Source organism: Xanthomonas campestris pv. campestris str. ATCC 33913 (assembly GCF_000007145.1).
GTDB lineage: Bacteria > Pseudomonadota > Gammaproteobacteria > Xanthomonadales > Xanthomonadaceae > Xanthomonas > Xanthomonas campestris.
Genome location: NC_003902.1, coordinates 3,619,361 through 3,639,678 on the forward strand (window position 1 = coordinate 3,619,361; position 20,318 = coordinate 3,639,678).

A 20,318-nucleotide genomic window follows, 5' to 3' on the forward strand; every position below is an offset into this window, starting at 1 on the left:
CTAGCCGGCGTACAACGCCAGGCCTGCCAGCACGGCGGTCTCGCTGAGTTCGATCAGTGCGCCACAGGTGTCGCCGGTCATGCCGCCGAGCCGTTGCAGGCAGGCGCGCCGCCACAACGCAAACACCAGCGCAGCGATCCCGCAGGCCAGCGCCGCACGTGCAGGGCCCGCCACACAGGCAACCCCCACTGCAGCGGCCACGGCCAGCACGCAGACGGTGCGGCTGGCGCCCGCCAGCGCGCTTCCCAGGCCGCCGGCGCGCACGTACGGCGTGCTCGCAAATGCCGCCACCACCGCGGCGCGCGCCAACAGCGGCGCCAGCCACAGCGCCGCTGGCGCAGCCGGCAACAACGTCGTCAGCGCGGCGCACTTGAGCAACAGCATCAGCACCACCGCAGTCACCGCCATCGGGCCACTGGTGGGGTCTTTCATAATGCCAGGGGTGCGTGGCGCGGTCGCCCATGCCACCACCCAGGCATCGGTGCTGTCGGCCAGCCCATCCACGTGCAGCGCGCCGGTCAGCCAGACCCAGCTGCTCAGCACGATGGCGGCGGCCAGCAGCGGAGCGGCGCCGCGCAGGCACCACGTCAGCGCCAGCAGCAGGACGCCCAGCAGCAGCCCGACCAGCGGGTACCACGGCAGCGAACGCGCCTGCGCGCCGGGGCGGGCAAATGCCCAGGCCGGCACCGGAATGCGGGTCAGGAAGCCAACCGCCGCAAGCAGCCCATCGATCATGCCTGCGCGGTGGCCACAGTCATCGGCGGCCAGCGCAGCGGATGCAGCGAGGCATGCGGAACTGCCAGCTCGGTCATGTGGCCGAAGCCATCGCCCGCAACCAGGCAGCGCAACGCGCGGATCGCACCGCCATGGGTCACCACCAGCACGCGCTGCGCAGGGTAAGTGGCCACGATCGCATCCAGCGCCGCAGCCAGCCGCGCGCAGAACGCCTCGAACGGCTCGGCCTCCGGTGGCGGATACCGCAGCGGGTCCGACCAGAAGCGCCCCAGCGCCGCGCCTTCATCGCGATCGATCTCGGCCACCGGTACGCCCTGCCAGCGACCAAAATGGTATTCGCGCAGGCGGGGATCCAGCTGCAGCGGCAGGCCGCGCGCCGTGGCGAATTCAGCGGCAAACAAGGCGCAGCGCTGCAGCGTGGAGGCCACCACCACATCCCATTCGCCCGCGGCGGTGGCCTCGCGCAGCTGCTGCCAGCCGGTGGCGGTGAGCGGGTCGTCGAGCTGGCCGCGGTAGCTGCGCTGGCCGGTGTCGCCATGCCGCAGCAAGGTGATCTGCGCGCTCATGCGTCGGAAACCCCGGCCTCGGCGAAGGTCGCCATGCCGTTGTGCAGGGCGCAGGCGGTGCGCAGCAGCGGGATGGCCACCGCCGCGCCGCTGGCTTCGCCCAGGCGCAGGTCCAGTTGCAGCAGCGGCTCGGCCTCCAGCGCGCGGAGCAAGGCGGCATGGCCGCGCTCCTGCGAGCGATGGCCGAACAACAGCCATTCGCGCACGCCGGGATTCAGATGCACCGCCACCAGCGCCGCGGCAGTGCTGATGAAGCCATCCACCAGCACCGGGATGCCGGCCTGCGCGGCCGCGATATAGGCCCCGACCAGCGCGGCGATTTCGAAACCGCCAAGCCGGCGCAGCCGCTCCAGCGGTGTGGCGGCGTCGGCATGCACGGCCAGCGCGCGGGTGATCACGGTGGCCTTGTGCGCAATGCCTTCGGCATCCAGCCCGGTGCCGGCGCCGGCCATGGCCTGCGGAAATTGCGAGAGCAGCGCGCAGCTCAGCGCGGCAGCGGCGGTGCTGTTGCCGATGCCCATTTCGCCGCCGACAAACAGCTGCGTCCCGCAGGTGCGTGCCTGCGCGATGCTCTCTGCGCCGGCCGCCAGTGCGTCGCGCAATTGCGCTGGCGTCATCGCCGCCTGCTCGCAGATATTGGCGCACGCCGGCGCGATCCAGGCGCGGCGGACCCGCGGCAACTCGCCGGGGTCGTTGACCACGCCCAGGTTCACCACTTCCAGCCGGGCGCCGAGTTCGCGCGCCAGCACCGCAATGGCCGCACCGCCACGCGCGAAGTTGCGCACCATCTCGCCGGTCACCGCCTGCGGAAACATCGACACGCCTTCGGCGGCCACGCCGTGGTCGGCGGCATACACCGCAATCCAGATGCGTTGCACGGTGGGTTGTTCATTGCGTTGCCAGGCGGCAAATTGCACCGCCAGTTGCTCCAGCCGGCCCAGCGCACCGGGCGGCTTGGTCAATTGTTCCTGTCGCGCCAGCGACGCTGCCTGCACCCGCGCATCCGGCACCGCGCAGGCGCCCTGGATCCACTCGATACTCACACCGCCTCTCCTTTCAACACCATGGGCAGGCCGGCCACCACGAACACGACCCGCTCGCACTGTAGCGCCAATGCCTGGTGCAGCCGGCCGGCTTCGTCGACAAACCGGCGCGTCAGTTCGCCCAGCGGAACGATGCCCTGCCCCACCTCGTTGCTGACCAGCACAAGTTGCCCGGGCAACTGGCCAAGCGTGGCCAGCAGCGCCTCGCGCTCACGTGCGAACACCGCGCTGTCCGGGTGGCCCAACAGGTTGCTCAGCCACAGCGTGAGGCAGTCCACCAGCACGCAGCGGCCCGGTGCGGCCACCGCCTGCAGGCTGGCGGCCAACGCGATGGGTTCTTCCACGCACTGCCAGTGCGCCGGGCGGCTGCCACGGTGATGGGCGATGCGCGCGGCCATTTCGCCATCGAAGGCCTGCGCGGTGGCCAGATACACCACCTCCAGCCCGGAGGCGGCAGCAATGCGCTCGGCGAACGCGCTCTTGCCCGAGCGCGCGCCGCCCAGGATCAATTGGCGCATGCCGGCTCCCCCAGGGTGAGCCGCGTCAATGCGGCGATGTCCAGATGGGCGTGCACGGTATCGGCCAGGCGTTCGAGTGTCGCTTCGCGCAGGCTGGCCAGATCCAGCGGTGCAGCGTCGGCAAGCCCGGCCCAGGCGAGCAGTGCGGCCAGCGCCGCGGGGTGGTCGAAGATGCCGTGCAGATAGGTGCCCATGACCTGACCATCCTCGGACACTGCACCGTCACTACGGCCATCGTCCAGCTGCAGCAGCGGCCGCGCCAGCGCCGTACCGGTGCTGAGGCCGCAATGGATTTCGTAGCCGCTGACCGCTGCGCCACTGGGCAGCAGCCGGCCACCGACGCGGTGCAATTGCTTGTGCGGCTGCAATGCGGTTTGCAGTGCCAGCCAGCCCAGCCCGGCGCTGCTGCCGGGCGCGCCTTCGATGCCGTGCGGGTCGTGCACCTGTTCGCCCAGCATCTGCAGGCCGCCGCAGATGCCGAGCAGCTTGCCGCCGTAGCGCAGATGCCGCGCGATCGCCGCTTCCCAGCCCTGCGCGCGCAGCCAGGCCAGATCCTGGCGGGTGGACTTGCTGCCCGGCAGCACGATCAGGTCGCACGGCGGTGGTGACTGGCCTGGCCCGATCAGCTGCACGTCCACCTGCGGGTGCGCCAGCAAGGCGTCCAGATCGGTGTGGTTGCTGATCCGCGGCAACACCGGCACCACCACGCGCAGGCGCGCCTGCGGCTTGTGCACCGGGCCGCGCGGCAACGCATCCTCGGCATCGAGCTGCAGGCCATGCAGATACGGCAGCACGCCGAGCACCGGCTTGCCGGTTTCGCGCTCCAGCCACTCAAGGCCGGGCTGCAGCAAGGCAAGGTCGCCACGGAAGCGATTGATCACGAAACCGGCCACCCGTGCGCGCTCGCTCGGCGACAGCAACGCCAGCGTACCGACCAGATGGGCGAACACGCCGCCGCGGTCGATGTCGGCGATCAGGATCACTGCGCAATCCACCGCCTCGGCGTAACCCATATTGGCGATGTCGTGTTCACGCAGGTTGATTTCCGCCGGGCTGCCGGCGCCTTCCACCAGCAGCACGTCGAAGCGTTCCACCAGCCGCGCGTGCGAGGCCAGCACCGCCGTGCGCGCAGTGCGTTTGTAGGCGTGGTACCCCACCGCATCCAGCGTGGCCACCGGATGCCCGTGCACGATGACCTGCGCGCCAGTGTCGCTGTTGGGCTTGAGCAGCACCGGGTTGAAATCGGTGTGCGGCGGCAACCCGCAGGCCTGCGCCTGCACTGCCTGGGCCCGGCCGATTTCGCCGCCATCCACGGTGACCGCGGAATTGAGCGCCATGTTCTGCGGCTTGAACGGGGCCACCGCAACGCCTTGGCGATGCAGCCAGCGGCACAGCGCGGCCACCAACGTGCTCTTGCCCGCATCGGAGGTGCAGCCCTGCACCATCAGCACGCGCGCACTCATGCCTGCAATTCCTGCAGGGCAGCGGCCAGGCGCGCTTCGCCGGCGGCATCCGGCGGCAGCCCCAAAGCGCAGGCTGGCGGGCGTCTCGAACAGGCGGGTGAGAATGCCGCGCTGCGCCAGCGCGGTGTGCAGTGCAGGCGCATCGTCGCGGCGGCACCACTGGAAGAACGCCGTGCCGGCGGCTGGCACCAGCCCGTGCGTGGTCAACAGCGCGGCCAGGCGTTGCGAGGCACCGTGCAGGCGTGCGCGCGCCTGCGCCTGCCAGTGCGTATCCATCAACGCCTGCTGCACGGCCCAGCGCGTGGGGCCGGCCAGCGTCCATGGCCCGAGCTGCTCGCGCAGCGCCTCCAGCAACGTGGCATGCGCACACACGAATCCGGCACGCGCCCCGGCCATGCCGAAGAACTTGCCCACCGAGCGCAACACCACCAGCCCGGGCAAGTGGGTGTGTGCGCACAGGCTGTGCTGCGGCGTGGCATCCATGAAGGCTTCGTCCACCACCAGCCAGCCACCACGTGCAGCCAGCCGCGCATGCAGCTGCAGCAGTGCGGCGCCGTCGAAGGTGTCGGCGCAGGGATTGTTCGGATGGATCAAGACGATGACGTCGCAGTGCGCGTCCGCCTGCAACAGCGGCTGTGCCGGCAACGGCAGCACGGTGTGACCGGCGCGCTGCCAGGCCTGTGCGTGCTCCGCGTAGCCCGGTGCCAGCACGCCCACGCGGCTGGGTGCGCGCAGCGTCGGCAGTGCCTGGATCGCGGCCTGCGAGCCGGCCACCGGCAGCAGCTGCGGCGCGCCGTAATAGGCGGCGGCAGATGCGGCCAGGCCATCGTCGTCCTCGGGCAGGCGTTGCCAGTGCTGCGCCGGAATGGCCGGCACCAGCCAGGCGAACGGGCTGATGCCGGTGGACAGATCCAGCCAGTGTTCCAGCGCAATGCCGTAGCTCTGCGCAGCGCGGCGCAGGCGTCCACCGTGTTCAAGCATGCTTGGCTCCAGTCATCCGATGGGAATCGCAACACGGCTTGCCAGACGCACAACCGATTGTGTGCACTGGCCGGCGCACCGGCGACGTGTAGGACGCATGGCGAAGATGCAATCGCACACCGCGTTGGAAATACGCGGTCATCGCAGCACCGCCGTTGCCAGGCCCGCCAGCAACAGCCACAGCGCCACACCAGCGCGGACCAGCCAGAGTGCACGCAACACGCTGCCTGCATCGGCGGCAGCGCCCTCGCCCAGGGACGGGCGGTGTTGCCACTGCCCGTGGTACGGCGCCGGGCCACCCAGTTGCACCTGCAGCGCACCGGCGCCGGCCGCCATCACCGGGCCGGCGTTGGGGCTCTTCCAGCCGCGCCCTTGCCGCCACGCGCAACGCACACCGGCACGGGTCTGCCCGAGCACGGCGTAGGTGAGCGCGGTCATGCGCGCCGGCAGCCAGTTGAGCGCATCATCCATGCGCGCGGCCGCCCAGCCGAAGCGCTGATAGCGCGGCGTGCGATAGCCCCACATCGCATCCAGGGTGTTGGACAGGCGATACAGCACCGCACCCGGCGCGCCTAGCAGCACGCCCCAGAACAACGCGGCAAACACCGCGTCGCTGCCATTTTCCAGCACCGATTCGGTGGCGGCTGCGGCCACTTGCGCCTCATCGAGGGTAGCAGTGTCGCGGCTGACGATGCGCCCCACTGCCGCGCGCGCCGCAGGCAGGTCGCCCGCGCGCAACGCCTGTGCCACCGGCACCGCATGTTCGCCCAGGCTACGCAGGCCGAGTGCCAGATACAGCGCCACCGCCGCGAATGCCGCGCCGGCCCAGGCCGACCACCACCACAGCGCGAGTTGCACCAGCGCGGCCACGGCGGCCCACGGCAGCACCGCCACGCACCAGGCCAGCACACCGGCTGCGCGCATGTCGCGGTGCAGCCGCGCTTCGATGCGCTGCGCCCAGCCGCCGAACAGCACCAGCGGATGCGCGCGCGCGGGTTCGCCCAGCAGCAGATCCAGCAACACCGCGGCGGTGGCGATCAGCAGCAGCATGATGCGATGGCGTAACAGCGCGTCATGGCAGAAACAACGCCATGGCTGCGCCCGGATTGGACGGGAAATAGAAATGCACGAAGCTCGCCGTCATCCGCCATTGCCGGTACACCGGCTCGGCACTGGGCCCGGTGTTGGGATTGCGCGCATGCACCAAGGGGCTGAGCGCGATGCTGGCGCGTGCGTAGTGGAAGGTATGCCCACGCAGCGTGCCTTCCGGCAATGCGACCTCCTGCAAGCCCAGCGCCACCGAGCGTGCCTGCAACGCGGCCGTGCCGGGCAGCAGGCCCGCCATCGATGCGCTGACGCCGTCCTTGCCGGTCAATGCTTCCAGCAGGAACAGCATGCCGCCGCATTCGGCCAGCAGCGGCTTGCCTTGTGCGCAGTGCGCACGCAATGCCACAGCCAGATCGCGCCGCTGCGACAAGGCCTGCAGATGCAGTTCCGGGTACCCGCCCGGCAACCACACCGCATCGCAGTCCGGCAGCGCATCACCGGCGATCGGCGAAAAGAACTGCAGGTGCGCGCCGGCTGCCGCCAGCAGTTCCAGATTGGCCGGATACACAAAGCAGAACGCCGCATCGCGGGCGATGGCAATGCGCACGCCCTGCAGCACGGGTGCAATCGCTGCGTGAGCGTCCGGCGGCGCGAACTGCAGTGGTGGCGGCAACGCGGTGGACGCATGCGCGGCCCAGGCATCGGCCAGCGCGTCCAGGCGCTGCTCCAGGTCGGCCACTTCGGCAGCGGCCACCAGGCCCAGGTGCCGCTCCGGCAACTGCAACGCCGGCGCACGCGGCAATGCACCCAGCCACTGCAGCGGAGGCGGCACGCTGTCGCGCAGCAGGCGGGCGTGATGCGCGCTGCCGATGCGATTGGCGGCCACGCCATACAGCGGCAGATCGTCGCGATAGCGGGCCAGCCCAAGCGCCAACGCGCCGAAGGTTTGCGCCATGGCGGCGCCATCGATCACCGCCAGCACCGGAATGCCGAAGTGCACGGCCAGATCGGCGCTGGAGGGCGCGCCATCGAACAGCCCCATCACGCCTTCGATCAACAGCAGGTCGGCGTCGCACGCGGCGGCATGCAGGCGCTGACGGATGTCCGCCTCGCCGGTCATCCACAGATCCAGCTGAAACACCGGCGCGCCGCTGGCGCGTTCGAGCAGCAGTGGGTCGAGAAAATCCGGCCCGGTCTTGAACACCCGCACGCGCCGCCCCTGCCGCGTATGCCAGCGCGCCAACGCAGCAGTCACGCTGGTCTTGCCCTGCCCGGAGGCAGGCGCAGACACCAGTAACGCGGGGCAGTACGCGGGCAGTGTCACGGCTATAGCTCGACGCCGAGCTGTGCCTTGATGCCGGCGTTGAAGGCGTGCTTGATCAGGCGCATTTCGGTGACCGTATCGGCCGCCTCGATCAGGCCGGCCGGCGCGCCGCGCCCGGTGATCACCACGTGCTGGCGTGGCGGCCGTGCAGCGACTGCCGCCAGCACCTCCTCCAGCGCAACGTACTCCTTAACCAGCGCGATGTTGAGCTCGTCCAACAGCACGAAGTCGTAGCGCGGGTCGGCCAGCATGCCGCGCGCCAGCTGCCAGGCCGCCTGTGCAGCGACGATGTCGCGTTCGCGGTCCTGGGTTTCCCAGGTAAACCCTTCGCCCATCACGTGATAGTCGAGCAGATCCGGAAAGCGTCGGAAAAACGCTTCTTCGCCAGTAGAAAATGTGCCCTTGATGAACTGCACCACGCCGCAATACAGCCCGTGGCCCAGCGAGCGCGCCAGCATGCCGAAGCCGGACGAACTCTTGCCCTTGCCGTTACCGGTATTGACCAGCAACACGCCGCGATCGATCACCGCACGTGCGATGCGCCGGTCCACCAGTTCCTTCTTGCGTTGCGCGCGTTCGCGGTAATGCGCGTCGTCGTGCTCGGGTGTACTCATGTGCCAACTCCAAGGGTGGAACGCGGTATCGCAGCATGCACGCTTGCACGTACGGCCAGCACGGCGCCCACATAAGCGGCCAGGCCACCGAGCGCCGGCGGGTAATACTGCGGCACCCGCGCAATGAACCCTGCCAGCGAGGCCTGCGGGTAGCGCCCGGAAAAGACATAGAACCCGCCCTTCGATAACAGATAGGCCACGCTGCCACTGAGCACCAGCGCCAGCAACAGGCGCGGCAGATCGCGCCATCCACCACGGTGCAGCCGCATCGCATACACGCGGCCGCCACACCACAACGCCGCGTAGGCCAGCGCCAAGACCCAATACGCCGGCGACACGCACCAATCGGAGAGGCTGCCGGCGGCCATGCCGGCCAGGTCCAGCGCCGAGGCCAGCCCGAACAACAGCGGCAGCATCCACACCGGCCGCAATAAGGCGCCGGCCAGGAAGAACACCGCCCAGGACGCGCTCGGCAAGCCATCCAGACTGGCCACATGCTGGCCGCGCGTGCATACCATCAACGCGGCCAACAGTAGGCCGCCGGCCCAGGCCGCGGCACCGTGCACAGTGAGCCCGTCACTGCCGCGCCAGGGCAAGCGCACCGCGCTCACGACGGCTCCAGCGCAGATGCACTGGCCGCACTGCGTCGCGTGGTACGCCAGCGCAACACGCACCACCCCGCTGGCAGCGCCACCGCCAGATACAGTGCAGTGGTGCGCACGAACAGCGGCCCCCACTGCCAGGCACGCGCCAGATACTGGCCCCAATGCGGATCGGCATAACGCCCGCCCCACCAGTAGAACGCTGCATTGGAGATCAGAAACGACACGGCCGCAGCCAGCACGCCCACGCACCACACACCGCCCAGGGCCACTGCACTGCGGCCCACGCGCGCGTGCAACGCACTGCCGGCGTACCACAGCACGCCATAGGCGAACGGCAACGCGGCGTAGGCCGCGGTGATGCAGAAGTCACTGACACCGGCCAGCGTCACCGCCGCCCAATCGATCAGCACCGACATCAGCAGCAGTCCGATGAAATACCGATGTCGCCGCAGCGCCAGGCCACCGAGAAAGAACAGCGCCATGGACGCATCCGGCAGATGCAGCCAATCGCTGGTGTGGTGAAAGCGCGTAGCGGTCATCACCAGCAGCGCGGCAATGAACACCGCGCGTTCGGCAGGACGGGATAGCGGCAGCATCGGCAATCTCCTTCGGGGCGTGACATCAACTGCAGGTGGCGGCGACGCGAGCGCCGGAATCGCCGCGTGCGTGGCAATTCCGGTTGCCGCCGTGGCCCACCTGCACGCTGTACGGCGCAGGGTCACTGCGCCGGGTGATAACGCAACGTCAGCAGGTAGGCGCGCCCCGGCTGGTTGTACCAGCGCGCGGTTTCGTACTGGCGGTCGAACACGTTGTTGGCGCTCAGCGACACCTTCCAGTCTGCGTTCACCGCATAGCTCACGCGCAGATCGAGCAGGCCGTAACCGGCCAGGCGGTCGCTGTTGGCCAGGTCGTCGTAGCGCTTGCCGGCGCCGAACAGGCTGGCGCCCACGCCGTACGCGCCGAAGCTGCGGTCCGCATCGATGCGCCCGCTCTGGCGTGCACGCCGCGGCAGCCAGTTGCCATGGTTGACGTCGCCATCGGCACGCGGGTCCAGCCAGGTCAGCGCGCTACGCACGGTCCAGCCGGCCAGTTCGGTGTCGTAGCCGGCTTCCACGCCGCGGATGCGCGCCTGGTCGATATTGTTTGGCTGGCCGAACGGATGCGTGGCATCCACCAGCCCGGCGTCGTAGGCAATCAGATCATCGATGCGGGTCTGGAACGCGCTCAGCGTCCAGGTGCCCCAGTCGTAGTTGCCACGCAGGCCCAGCTCGGCGCTCCTGGAGGTTTCCGGCCCCAGCAGCGGATTGCCGTAGTCCGGGTAATACAACTCGTTGAACGTGGGCGCCTTGAACGCGGTGCCATAGCTGGCGGTCACACGCAGATGCGCGGCAATATCCCAGCCCCACAGCAGGCTGCCGGTGGTTTTGCCACCGAACTGGCTGTTGTCGTTGCGACGCAAGCTGGCCTGCAGCGACTGCGTGCCGAAGCTCTGCTGCCACTGCGCGAATGCGGCGCGGTCAATGCGGCTGTCGGCATCGTAGGTGTCGCTGCTGGCAATCGCATCGCGCTGCCAGTCAAACCCCACCGTCAGCAAGCCCGGGCCGGCATCCACATCGGCCTGCAACGAACCCTGCTTGCGCCGCGTGTCGTAGGTGGACACGTAGGTGCCGTCAAAATACGCATCGCTAAAATCCACGCTGCTCCCGAGGCTGGCAGTGAGCTTGAACGCGTCGGTCGGCGCATACCGCACGCGGCCGCCCACGGCTTGCTGCACACCCTTGGACAGGTTGCCGCCAAAGGCCGAGCCGTCGTATTCGTTGCGGCTCTGCGCGCGCAAGGCGTGCACGTCGGCATCCCACTGGCGGTTGAAGCGCCAACCGCCCTGCACATTCAACGAATCGTTGCGGTAGCCGTCGCGGTCCGGGTCGTAGCTGCTGGAGCGGGTGTCCAGATAGGCGTTGATGCCGTCGGTCTCGTCGTGCACCGCGTTGACCGAATACCAACCGCCGCGCTCGCCCAGATCGCCATCGCTGCGCCCGGCCACGCCGGCGCTGTAGCGGCGCGCGTTGTCGCTGCCAGCAGCAGCGCCGAAGGTCGGCACGAAGCGGCCTTCCGGGCGCCGGGTAAACAGCTGGATGACGCCGCCAAGTGCCTCGGAGCCGTACAGGCTGGAGAACGGGCCACGCACGATCTCGATCCGTTCGATCTGCTCGAACGGGATGTCCTGCAACGCCGCGCCGCCGGCGGTGGCCGAGCCGACACGCACGCCGTCCACCAGCACCACCAGGTGGTCGGCCTCGGTGCCGCGCAGGAACAACGAGGTCTGCTTGCCGGGGCCGCCGTTATTGGCCAGCGACACGCCGGCTTCGCCGCGCAACAGGTCCTGCAGCGAATTGATCTGGCGGCGCTCGATCTGCGCACGGTCGATCACCGTCACCGGCGCCAGGGTCTGGTCCTGGGTCTGCGCGGTGCGCGTCGCGGTGACCACCACCTGGTCGAGATCGACAGCGGCCTCGGCCTGGGCCAGCGCGGCCACGCACATCGACAGGCACACGGCCAGCACGGCACGGCACGGCGAAACGGAAGAAAGGGACATCAACTGCTGCTCCAGGAACCGCGCCAACCCGCGCGGGGGCAATGGGGGCGGCAGGCAGCACGGGCCAGGCGTCCGGCGCGCAAGCACCAGACGCACAAGGCCACGCCCACCGCGTGCCGGGTCAATCCCTCAGGCCGGTCTCCGGGCTCGCGAGTGGAAGCCTGCGCTTCCGGTACCGCGCCTTCCCATGCGTGTGCACAGTGGCCTGTTGCGGCACCTGACCTCGCCCACCGTTGCGGGGGCAGCTCCGGACTTGCGTCTCGCCAAGGCGATGCGCGCACCGGATTCCCGTTTAAACCACCGGAATTCCGGCAGTCACCTCAGGGGCGCGCATGGTAGCAGGATTGGCTGGGGCGCCTCGGCAGTCTCCGGCAACCGGCCAAGCGCAGCGCGACGCCTCGCGCCGGGGCGGTGAATTGCCGATTCCTTCTCCCACCGGGAGAAGGTGCCCCGAAGGGGCGGATGAGGGTACGGGGCGAAGCCGCATACCATGTATGGAGCCGCATGCCGGGGTTGCCAGCACGTCCGCGACTGAGCTTCATCTCGCACATAGGAGTGGGCTTTGCCCCGTACCCTCACCCCAACCCCTCTCCCAGCGGGAGAGGGGCTAGCCGTTGCCGAGGAGAGGGGGCTCAAGCACGCATCTTGGCTTGTTCAAGATTTCCAGGTCATGGACGCAACGTGCCGAGGCGGCAGCGTGGCCGGGGATTGGCGGAGAGCGGCACACGGATGTGCCGCGCGGCGAGTCAGACAGGATGTCTGACCGAGCCGAAGAGCCGATCCCCGGCCGCGCTGGCGCCCATTACCGAAGCCAGTCCCGGCAGGCATCGTGCTTCGCTAGGCCTCACCCCCAACCCCGCTCCGCGCCCCGACAGGAGATGGGCTAAAAAAGCATCACGCGCCCTGCAGCGCCTGCTCCAGATCCGCCAGCAGATCATCGATGTGCTCGATCCCAATCGACAACCGCACGGTGTCCTCGCTGACGCCGGCATGCTCCAGTTCGGCCGGGCCGAGCTGACGGTGCGTGGTGGAGGCCGGATGCGTGGCCAGCGATTTGGCGTCGCCAATGTTGACCAACCGTGTGAACAGCTGCAGTGCATCCAGAAACCGCGCACCCGCCGCGCGTCCACCCGGCAGTCCGAAGGTCAACACGCCCGAGCCATGCCCGCCCAGATACTTCTGCGCCAACGCATGCTCGGGGTGATCCAGCAATGCGGCGTAATTGACCCAGGCCACGCGCGCGTGTTCCTGCAGATACCGGGCAATCGCCAACGTGTTGGCATTGATGCGCTCCATGCGCAGCGGCAGGGTCTCGATGCCTTGCAAAATGAGGAATGCATTGAACGGCGACAACGCCGCACCGGTATTGCGCAGCGGCACCACGCGCGCACGACCGATATAGGCGGCCTCGCCCAGGGCTTCGGTATAGACCACGCCGTGGTAACTCACGTCCGGCTCGTTGAGACACGCAAAGCGCGCCTTGTGCGCCGCCCACGGGAAGCGCCCGCTGTCCACGATCGCACCGCCGATGCTGTTGCCGTGCCCGCCCAGGTATTTGGTCAGCGAATGCACCACGATATCCGCGCCGAAGTCGATCGGGCGCAGCAGCGACGGCGTGGCGACGGTGTTGTCCACGATCAGCGGCACACCGTGCGCATGCGCCACTGCCGCCACCGCTTCGATGTCGGTGATGTTGCCGCGCGGGTTGCCGATCGACTCGACGAACACCGCCTTGGTGCGCTCGTCGATCAAGCCGGCAAACGCCTGCGGATCGCGGTAATCGGCAAAGCGCGTGGTGATACCGAACTGCGGCAGCGTGTGCGCGAACAGATTGTAGGTGCCGCCATACAACGCGCTGGAGGAGACGATGTTGTCGCCAGCCTCGGCAATGGTCTGGATCGCATAGGTCACCGCCGCCTGCCCCGACGCCAGTGCCAGCGCACCGATGCCGCCTTCCAGCGCAGCCACGCGCTGTTCCAGCACGTCGTTGGTGGGATTCATGATGCGGCTGTAGATGTTGCCCTGCACTTTCAGGTCGAACAGATCCGCGCCATGCTGGGTGTCGTCGAAGGCATACGCCACGGTCTGATAGATCGGCACCGCCACCGCGCGGGTGGTGGGATCAGGACGGTAGCCACCGTGCACGGCGATGGTTTCAGGCTTCCACTGCGGATCGGTCATGGCGCGGCTCGCTCAGGAGGAGGCCCAACGATACCCGGCCTGCCGCGCCTGCCTCATGACGACCGGCTATGAGCAGATTGCCAGCGCGCAGGTTCGCTAACGCAGAATCGAAGTCGCACCAAGTTCGAACAGGATACAACCGCGTGCACGCATGCCATCAACGCACCGGCACGCGATACCCCTCACGCAAGGTTTGTCTGTACTCGGCCATGGGCGGCAACCCAACGGCGCGACGCCGCGCCCTCCAGTCCCGCGATATCTTCGGTGGGCCGCAACGCCATGCTGCCATCGGCCTCTGCCCTGAACTGCGTGCCGTAGCGCTGCGGCCTATTCTGTCCAACCAACACGCGGTCTGTCAGCAGCGCGACCTCGCTAGGCGCCACATCGCGTCTGGTGAGCGCAGCCTCCATCAGCTTCAATGCCTGCTCCTGAAAGGCGAGGTCCGCGTCGGCATGCTGAACCAGCGTCCATGCAGCATTGGCGCCGTCCTCACCAACCAGCGAACGACCTGGCCAGCCCTTGCGAGCAATCACCTGCTTCAACCAAGCCGTATTGTCGCGATCGACTGGCGCGGTACGTACCCAGTCTTCCGGCTTGCCGCCGACAGCAATCGCGGCATGGCGGACTCTTTGATCCTGTTCAACCCGTGCCAGCAGCTCGTTGCGCAATGGCTGATCCACTGCTGCAGTCTGCTGCGCACTGAGATGCTCCGCTTTCGCTAGCAACGCGGGCCATCCAGCCGTCGTGCGCAGCCGATTGAGCCCAGGACGATCCTTGCTGCGCAGATCCTCCACCGCAATACATCTGCTCGGCATTTCATTATCGAGATACCGTAATGCTTGATCGGTCTGCCCGGCCGCCGCCAGGCATTCGGCATACAGAAGCTCGCCATTGCTGGGAAACGGAATGACGGCACCTTGCAGCGCACCCAGGATCTCCGCGCAGCGCGCGTAGTCTTGCGCCTGATACGCATCGACAGCTGCCTTGAAATCGGGCTGTGCGTCCGCGTGAGCCGCAACTGCCAACGTGATCGACATGCAGAAGCCAAAAAGCAGATGACAGATGCGCATCTGCATTCCTTGCCTGAGTGCCTGCCACGATCATAGCGCCGTGCCGATGCGGCGCGCACCCACCGCTACCAATGATCCTCCGCCAAACACATCGCCCCGCATCAGCGGGGCGATCGTGACTGCGTGAACCTCAGGATCAGCCCTTGGTAAACGCCAGATGTCCACCTTCGGTGCGTACACGCACGGTGTCGCCGCTGGTGTACTGGCCGGAGAGAATCTGCTGGGCCAGCGGGTTTTCCACCTGCGACTGGATCGCACGCTTCAGCGGGCGCGCGCCATACACCGGGTCGAAGCCGACATTGCCCAGCAATTCCAGCGCCGGGTCGTCCAGGTCCAGCTTGAGGCCGCGTTCGGCCAGGCGCTTTTCCAGGCCCTGCAACTGGATGCGCGCGATCGACTTGATCTGCGCCTTGTCCAGCGGATGGAACACCACGATGTCGTCGAGCCGGTTGATGAATTCTGGGCGGAAGTGCGCCTGCACCACGCCCATCACCGCCGCCTTCATCTGCGTGTAGGCCTCGGCGCTGCCGTCGCCGGACAACTCCTGGATCTGGTGCGAGCCCAGGTTGGAGGTCATCACGATGACGGTATTGCGGAAGTCCACGGTACGTCCCTGGCCGTCGGTGAGGCGGCCATCGTCGAGCACCTGCAACAGGATGTTGAAGACATCGGCGTGCGCCTTCTCCACTTCGTCGAGCAGGATCAGCGAATACGGGCGCCGCCGCACCGCCTCGGTGAGGTAACCGCCCTCCTCGTAGCCCACATAGCCCGGAGGCGCACCGATCAGGCGCGAGACCGAATGCTTCTCCATGAACTCGCTCATGTCGATGCGGATCATGGCCTCGGTGCTGTCGAACAGGAAATCCGCCAACGCCTTGCACAGCTCGGTCTTGCCCACGCCGGTCGGGCCCAGGAACAGGAACGAACCGCTCGGACGATTGGGATCGGACAGGCCGGCACGCGAGCGGCGCACCGCATCGGACACCACCTTGATCGCCTCTTCCTGCCCCACCACGCGGCGGTGCAGTTCGTCTTCCATGCGCAGCAGTTTGTCGCGCTCGCCTTCGAGCATCTTGTTGACCGGGATACCGGTCCAACGCGACACCACCTCGGCGATTTCTTCGGCGGTCACGCGGTCCTGCACCAGCTTGAAGTCGTGATGCTCCACTTCGTTGGCCAGCAGCATCTGCTTTTCCAGCTGCGGCAATACGCCGTACTGGATCTCGCTCATCTTGGCGTAGTCCTGGCGCCGCTGCGCCGCTTCCAGCTCCAGCTTGGCGTGCTCGATCTGCTCCTTGATCTTGGTGGTGCCCTGCAGCGCGGCCTTCTCCGACTTCCACACTTCGTTGAGGTCGGAGAATTCGCGCTCGAGCTTGTCGATGTCGCTTTCCAGATCGGCCAGACGTTGCCGCGAGGCCTCGTCCTTTTCCTTCTTGAGCATCTCGCGCTGGATCTTGAGCTGGATCAGGCGGCGCTCCAGGCGGTCGAGCTCTTCAGGCTTGGAATCGATCTCCATGCGGATGCGCGATGCGGCTTCGTCCATCAGGTCGATGGCCTTGTCCGGCAACTGACGGTCGGTGATGTAGCGGTTGGACAAGGTGGCCGCGGCCACGATCGCCGGGTCGGTGATCTCCACGCCGTGATGCACCGCGTAGCGCTCCTTCAAGCCGCGCAGGATGGCGATGGTGTCTTCCACCGTCGGCTCGCCCACGAAAACTTTCTGGAAACGGCGCTCCAGCGCAGCGTCTTTTTCGATGTACTTGCGGTATTCGTCCAGCGTGGTGGCGCCGATGCAATGCAGCTCGCCGCGCGCCAGCGCCGGCTTGAGCATGTTGCCGGCATCCATCGCGCCATCGGCCTTGCCGGCGCCGACCATGGTGTGCAGCTCATCGATGAACAGGATGATCTGGCCTTCGTTCTTGGACAGGTCGCTGAGCACCGCCTTCAGGCGTTCTTCGAATTCGCCGCGGAATTTGGCACCGGCAATCAGCGCGCCCATGTCCAGCGACAGCACGCGCTTGCCGCGCAGGCCTTCGGGCACCTCGCCGTTGATGATGCGTTGCGCCAGGCCTTCGACAATGGCGGTCTTGCCCACGCCCGGTTCGCCGATCAGCACCGGGTTGTTTTTGGTGCGTCGCTGCAACACCTGGATGGTGCGGCGGATTTCTTCGTCGCGGCCGATCACCGGATCGAGCTTGCCGCTCTCCGCGCGCGCGGTCAGGTCGATGGTGTACTTCTCCAGCGCCTGGCGCTGCTCCTCGGCATTTTCCGATTGCACCGTTTCGCCACCGCGCAATTTATCGATGGCCGCTTCGATCTTCTTCTTGTCGCCACCGGCCGCGCGCAAGGCCACGCCCAGCGGGCTGGCATCGTCGGCAGCGGCCAGCACGAACCACTCGCTGGCGATGAAGGCATCGCCATGTTGCTGGGCGAGCTTGTCGGTCTGGTTGAGCAGGCGATTGAGATCGTTGCCGATCGACAGGTTGCCTTCCTGCCCGGACACCTTGGGCAGGGTGTCCAGCGCTTCGCCCAGGCGCTCGCGCAGTGCCGGCACGTTGACGCCGGACTGCGACAGCAGCGGGCGCGTGCTGCCGCCGCTCTGGTCGAGCAAGGCGGCCAGCACGTGCACGGGTTCGATGATGTTGTGGTCGCGGCCCACGGCCAGCGATTGCGCGTCGGCCAGCGCCTGCTGGAACCGCGAGGTGAGCTTGTCCATCCGCATGAGAAATCCTCTGAACTGGTGGCCGGCGTTTCCGGCGATACCGTGCAGATGCGGCTGGCGGGCGGCGTTTCAAGGCTGGGCGCTGTGTCCACGCCCCTGGCAGCGGGCGGTGACGCCGCCGCTGTTGGCCTGGCGTGGGTCTGCAGAGGGCCGCTAGGCGAACCGCCGCAACGGTTTACCGACCTGCGCGGCAGCGCCAGGTTGCGCCTCTGCCGCCGCCGCGGCACCGGGCGACGGCGGCCCCAGCAGACGCGACAACACCTGTGCCTGGATCGCCGCTATCGCTGGCGTACCGGGCAGGCGCGGATGTGGCGCGGGCACCGCCACCTCCAGACCGACCTGGCCGTGCTCGATCACCACGATGCGGTCAGCCAGTGCGCTGGCCTCGGCCACGTCGTGGGTCACCAGCACCAGGGTGAAGCCATGCTGCCGCCAGAGCTGCGCGATCAGCTGCTGCCGGGAACACGCTGGAGGCAGCAGTGGAGTCGGCCGGGGACCGGTAGCGCACGGACATGCAGTTCCTTGTGGATGCGCCATGCCAGGCATGGCGGCAGCGATGGCGCGCAAGCCGACTCGGCCGCGCAGCGCGATGCCTGCATGCTGTTTGCCACCACCACAGGCGTCAAATAACCAATGGCTTGGTGGTTATTCGCTCACGCACGCAACCGTCTGTGTTGCAGCCGGCGCACGCAATGCGCGCGCGGCTGTGCAGCGCGCACGAAGCGGCGATAATGCGCCGATGGATGCACCCAAGCCCTGGCACCTCTATCTGCTGCTCTGTCGCAATGGCAGCTACTACGCCGGGATCACCAACGATCTGGAGCGGCGCTTCCAGGCGCATCTGCGTGGCACCGGCGCCCGCTACACACGTGCGAACCCGCCACTGCAGGTGCTGGCCAGCCATCCCTATCCGGACCGGGCCACCGCTTCACGCGCGGAGTGGTTGCTCAAGCAGCAGCCGCGCGCACGCAAGCTGGCCTGGTTGCAGGCACAGGGCCTGCTGCCTGCCGAGTCACGGCCCGACGACACGCCGCTCACGCCCGCCTAGCCGTTGATTGCCTAGCCTGCCCTGCCTTCTCCTGGAGCAGCGCATGCATTACCAGCTCTATTATTGGACCGGCCTGCAGGGCCGCGGCGAATTTGTCCGCCTGGCCCTGGAAGACGCCGGTGCCGACTACACCGATGTGGCCCGCGTGGAAGGCGACGAGGTCATGAACACATTCCTGGACGGCAGCGCAGACGGCGCGCGCCCGTTTGCACCGCCCTTCCTCAAGGCCGGCCGCACGGTGGTGGCACAGGTGGCGGCGATTTTGCATTTCCTCGGCCCGCAGCTGCAGCTGGTGCCGGAATCAGAAGCCCGCCGCCTGCAGGCGCTGCAATTGCAGATGACCATCGCCGACCTGGTGGCCGAGGTGCACGACACGCACCATCCGATCGCCAGCATGCAGTATTACGAAGACCAGAAGGACGCCGCCAGGCAACGCGCCAAGGACCTGCGCGAAAATCGGCTGCCGAAGTTCCTGGGCTACTTCGAGCAGGTGTTGCAACACGCCGGCGGCAACCACATCCTGCGCGAGCACTCGTATGTGGATCTATCGTTGTTCCAGCTGGTCAGCGGCCTGGAATACATGTTCCCCAAGCGGATGGCGACACTCGCCACCGATATTACGGGCTTGAAGGCACTGCAGCAGCGCGTTGCGCAACGGCCGCGCATTGCCGCGTATCTGGCCTCGGAACGCCGCGTCGCCTTCAACACCAACGGCATCTTCCGGCATTACCCGGAGTTGGATGCGGCGTGATGCTGTCGCGGCGATCGCGCCGCGTTGCGCGTGTGCGTCGCTGTGTGCACAGCACAGAGGCGCACTGAAGCAGGCCAGCACGCCACCGGTCGCCGCGCGCCATCGCGTGCTGCGACCGATGTGGCCGATGGCGGTCGTGTTTAAGCACAGGTCTTCGGCAGCGTGATCGACGCGCTGCCTGACTAGATACCGCTCACCGCCCGCGCAGCACCGCCGCACGGATTCGCTGCAACTGCGCCTTTACCGCGGCCGCCTGGGTCGGACCAAGCCGCAGCAGGGCCTTCTGGCCCACCGAAAGCGACTCCAGCGCCGGATCCGCGTAGCGGTAACGCCCGCGCTCGTCTTTCACCACCACGATCGGCTGCGCCGCTTCCGGGGTCAGCAGCAGGTGATCGATCACCGCGATCAGGCGATCATTGAAATAACGGTCCGGCGCGCCCAGCTCCGCATACGCCTGTTGGATCAGTGGATAGAAGCGCACATACGTGGCGACCAGCGCCTGTGCATCCAGCGCGGTGAACGCGGCCACGTAGGGTGCGTAACGTGTGGCGTTGGGGGTGTCGATCACGCTGCGCCCGTCGGCCTCGGCCACCTGCAACTCACCGGGCACCGGCTGCAACACCGAGGCACGTCGGCTCATGCTGGGCTGGGTGAGGTTGTCGATCATCACCACCGCACGCTGGATCAGGTGATCGCGCAGCACGATGGCTAGCGCAGCCTCGTCGGGCACCAGCGCGCGCAGGGCCTCCCAGGCGGCGCTATCGCTTTTCGCCAGCGGTGGAATTGCCGCATCGGCGGCATCGGCCGGGTGCGCCGGCAGCGGGTGCTGTGGCGCGCTGGGGGCAGCGGGCGCGGGCGGTGTGGGCGCCGCAGCCGCCACGGCTGTGGGCTTGGGCGTGGAAGCCGCATTGGGCGCCTCGACAGTGCCGCGGAACAGCCACCATCCGGCACCGATCACGACCGGAATCGCCAGCAGCCACGGCCAGCGCGAAGGTCTGGATTGCATCAGGGAACTCCTAGAAATCGACAACACACCAAGGTGTGACCATGCGAT

17 protein-coding genes, 2 pseudogenes and 1 riboswitch are annotated in these 20,318 nt (G+C 67.7%); of the genes and pseudogenes, 2 read left to right on the forward strand and 17 right to left on the reverse strand.

The window, feature by feature from the left end; translation table 11 throughout:
- From XCC_RS15855 to XCC_RS22275, 16 genes and pseudogenes are all read right to left on the reverse strand, one after another.
- Positions 1-735 (reverse strand): adenosylcobinamide-GDP ribazoletransferase, encoded by a 735-nt coding sequence (locus XCC_RS15855; RefSeq protein ID WP_011038172.1) that lies wholly within the window; start codon positions 733-735, stop codon positions 1-3.
- Positions 732-1,301, reverse strand: a complete 570-nt coding sequence (locus XCC_RS15860) for a histidine phosphatase family protein (protein WP_011038173.1) — start codon at positions 1,299-1,301, stop codon at positions 732-734. Before XCC_RS15860 ends, XCC_RS15855 begins: the two co-directional genes overlap by 4 nt.
- Complete coding sequence (gene cobT / locus XCC_RS15865; protein ID WP_011038174.1) at positions 1,298-2,344, reverse strand: nicotinate-nucleotide--dimethylbenzimidazole phosphoribosyltransferase; 1,047 nt, start codon at positions 2,342-2,344, stop codon at positions 1,298-1,300. The genes XCC_RS15860 and cobT overlap by 4 nt, the downstream gene beginning before the upstream one ends.
- On the reverse strand, positions 2,341-2,862 hold the full coding sequence (gene cobU / locus XCC_RS15870) for a bifunctional adenosylcobinamide kinase/adenosylcobinamide-phosphate guanylyltransferase (RefSeq protein ID WP_011038175.1): 522 nt from the start codon (positions 2,860-2,862) through the stop codon (positions 2,341-2,343). The genes cobT and cobU overlap by 4 nt, the downstream gene beginning before the upstream one ends.
- Positions 2,850-4,325: a cobyric acid synthase gene (locus XCC_RS15875; protein WP_011038176.1), complete on the reverse strand. Its 1,476-nt coding sequence runs from the start codon at positions 4,323-4,325 to the stop codon at positions 2,850-2,852. Before XCC_RS15875 ends, cobU begins: the two co-directional genes overlap by 13 nt.
- Positions 4,322-5,306: pseudogene (gene cobD, locus XCC_RS15880) on the reverse strand (threonine-phosphate decarboxylase CobD). Before cobD ends, XCC_RS15875 begins: the two are co-directional and overlap by 4 nt.
- A gap of 138 nt (positions 5,307-5,444) precedes the next feature.
- Positions 5,445-6,356, reverse strand: a complete 912-nt coding sequence (gene cbiB / locus XCC_RS15885) for an adenosylcobinamide-phosphate synthase CbiB (RefSeq protein ID WP_011038177.1) — start codon at positions 6,354-6,356, stop codon at positions 5,445-5,447.
- Between the two features lie 22 nt (positions 6,357-6,378).
- A complete protein-coding gene (locus XCC_RS15890) occupies positions 6,379-7,677 on the reverse strand; it encodes a cobyrinate a,c-diamide synthase (protein ID WP_011038178.1) in 1,299 nt (432 codons plus the stop codon).
- A 2-nt stretch (positions 7,678-7,679) separates the two neighbouring features.
- Positions 7,680-8,291, reverse strand: coding sequence for a cob(I)yrinic acid a,c-diamide adenosyltransferase (gene cobO / locus XCC_RS15895; RefSeq protein ID WP_011038179.1), 612 nt, complete (start codon positions 8,289-8,291; stop codon positions 7,680-7,682).
- Entirely contained in the window at positions 8,288-8,809 is a 522-nt protein-coding gene (locus XCC_RS15900; protein ID WP_228442165.1) for a hypothetical protein, read from the reverse strand. Before XCC_RS15900 ends, cobO begins: the two co-directional genes overlap by 4 nt.
- Positions 8,810-8,898: 89 nt before the next feature.
- Positions 8,899-9,492, reverse strand: a complete 594-nt coding sequence (locus XCC_RS15905; RefSeq protein ID WP_011038181.1) for a hypothetical protein — start codon at positions 9,490-9,492, stop codon at positions 8,899-8,901.
- Between the two features lie 122 nt (positions 9,493-9,614).
- Entirely contained in the window at positions 9,615-11,492 is a 1,878-nt protein-coding gene (btuB, locus tag XCC_RS15910; protein WP_043877881.1) for a TonB-dependent vitamin B12 receptor, read from the reverse strand.
- A gap of 115 nt (positions 11,493-11,607) precedes the next feature.
- Positions 11,608-11,830: riboswitch (cobalamin riboswitch) on the reverse strand.
- 556 nt (positions 11,831-12,386) lie between these two features.
- Positions 12,387-13,673, reverse strand: coding sequence for an O-acetylhomoserine aminocarboxypropyltransferase/cysteine synthase family protein (locus XCC_RS15915; RefSeq protein ID WP_011038183.1), 1,287 nt, complete (start codon positions 13,671-13,673; stop codon positions 12,387-12,389).
- 182 nt (positions 13,674-13,855) lie between these two features.
- Positions 13,856-14,749 carry a DUF6624 domain-containing protein gene (locus XCC_RS15920; protein WP_011038184.1) on the reverse strand — a complete coding sequence of 298 codons (894 nt, stop codon included), beginning with the start codon at positions 14,747-14,749 and terminating at the stop codon, positions 13,856-13,858.
- A 130-nt stretch (positions 14,750-14,879) separates the two neighbouring features.
- Entirely contained in the window at positions 14,880-17,465 is a 2,586-nt protein-coding gene (gene clpB, locus XCC_RS15925; protein ID WP_011038185.1) for an ATP-dependent chaperone ClpB, read from the reverse strand.
- A gap of 153 nt (positions 17,466-17,618) precedes the next feature.
- A pseudogene (locus tag XCC_RS22275) lies at positions 17,619-17,921 on the reverse strand (ABC transporter ATP-binding protein); the annotation flags it as partial.
- Between the two features lie 283 nt (positions 17,922-18,204).
- On the opposite strand from XCC_RS22275, the gene XCC_RS15935 reads away from it, so the two are divergent.
- Both XCC_RS15935 and XCC_RS15940 read left to right on the forward strand, forming a co-directional pair.
- Positions 18,205-18,513, forward strand: a complete 309-nt coding sequence (locus tag XCC_RS15935) for a GIY-YIG nuclease family protein (RefSeq protein WP_011038187.1) — start codon at positions 18,205-18,207, stop codon at positions 18,511-18,513.
- Positions 18,514-18,556: 43 nt separating this feature from the next.
- The gene (locus XCC_RS15940; RefSeq protein ID WP_012437628.1) at positions 18,557-19,264 is read left to right on the forward strand and encodes a glutathione S-transferase; all 708 of its coding nucleotides are present in this window, start codon (positions 18,557-18,559) and stop codon (positions 19,262-19,264) included.
- Between the two features lie 193 nt (positions 19,265-19,457).
- On the opposite strand, the gene XCC_RS15945 is transcribed toward XCC_RS15940, so the two are convergent.
- The gene (locus tag XCC_RS15945) at positions 19,458-20,270 is read right to left on the reverse strand and encodes a DUF3014 domain-containing protein (RefSeq protein WP_019237374.1); all 813 of its coding nucleotides are present in this window, start codon (positions 20,268-20,270) and stop codon (positions 19,458-19,460) included.
- Between the last annotated feature and the right edge of the window lie 48 nt (positions 20,271-20,318).

Excerpts from the sequence above, each read along its gene's own strand:
- XCC_RS15855 (WP_011038172.1), bottom strand. The coding sequence starts at position 735 with ATGATCGATGGGCTGCTTGCGGCGGTTGGCTTCCTGACCCGCATTCCG.
- XCC_RS15860 (WP_011038173.1), bottom strand. The coding sequence starts at position 1,301 with ATGAGCGCGCAGATCACCTTGCTGCGGCATGGCGACACCGGCCAGCGC.
- cobU (WP_011038175.1), bottom strand. The coding sequence starts at position 2,862 with ATGCGCCAATTGATCCTGGGCGGCGCGCGCTCGGGCAAGAGCGCGTTC.
- XCC_RS15875 (WP_011038176.1), bottom strand. The coding sequence starts at position 4,325 with ATGAGTGCGCGCGTGCTGATGGTGCAGGGCTGCACCTCCGATGCGGGC.
- cbiB (WP_011038177.1), bottom strand. The coding sequence starts at position 6,356 with ATGCTGCTGCTGATCGCCACCGCCGCGGTGTTGCTGGATCTGCTGCTG.
- cobO (WP_011038179.1), bottom strand. The coding sequence starts at position 8,291 with ATGAGTACACCCGAGCACGACGACGCGCATTACCGCGAACGCGCGCAA.
- XCC_RS15900 (WP_228442165.1), bottom strand. The coding sequence starts at position 8,809 with ATGGTATGCACGCGCGGCCAGCATGTGGCCAGTCTGGATGGCTTGCCG.
- XCC_RS15905 (WP_011038181.1), bottom strand. The coding sequence starts at position 9,492 with ATGCTGCCGCTATCCCGTCCTGCCGAACGCGCGGTGTTCATTGCCGCG.
- btuB (WP_043877881.1), bottom strand. The coding sequence starts at position 11,492 with ATGTCCCTTTCTTCCGTTTCGCCGTGCCGTGCCGTGCTGGCCGTGTGC.
- XCC_RS15915 (WP_011038183.1), bottom strand. The coding sequence starts at position 13,673 with ATGACCGATCCGCAGTGGAAGCCTGAAACCATCGCCGTGCACGGTGGC.
- XCC_RS15920 (WP_011038184.1), bottom strand. The coding sequence starts at position 14,749 with ATGCAGATGCGCATCTGTCATCTGCTTTTTGGCTTCTGCATGTCGATC.
- clpB (WP_011038185.1), bottom strand. The coding sequence starts at position 17,465 with ATGCGGATGGACAAGCTCACCTCGCGGTTCCAGCAGGCGCTGGCCGAC.
- XCC_RS15935 (WP_011038187.1), top strand. The coding sequence starts at position 18,205 with ATGGATGCACCCAAGCCCTGGCACCTCTATCTGCTGCTCTGTCGCAAT.
- XCC_RS15940 (WP_012437628.1), top strand. The coding sequence starts at position 18,557 with ATGCATTACCAGCTCTATTATTGGACCGGCCTGCAGGGCCGCGGCGAA.
- XCC_RS15945 (WP_019237374.1), bottom strand. The coding sequence starts at position 20,270 with ATGCAATCCAGACCTTCGCGCTGGCCGTGGCTGCTGGCGATTCCGGTC.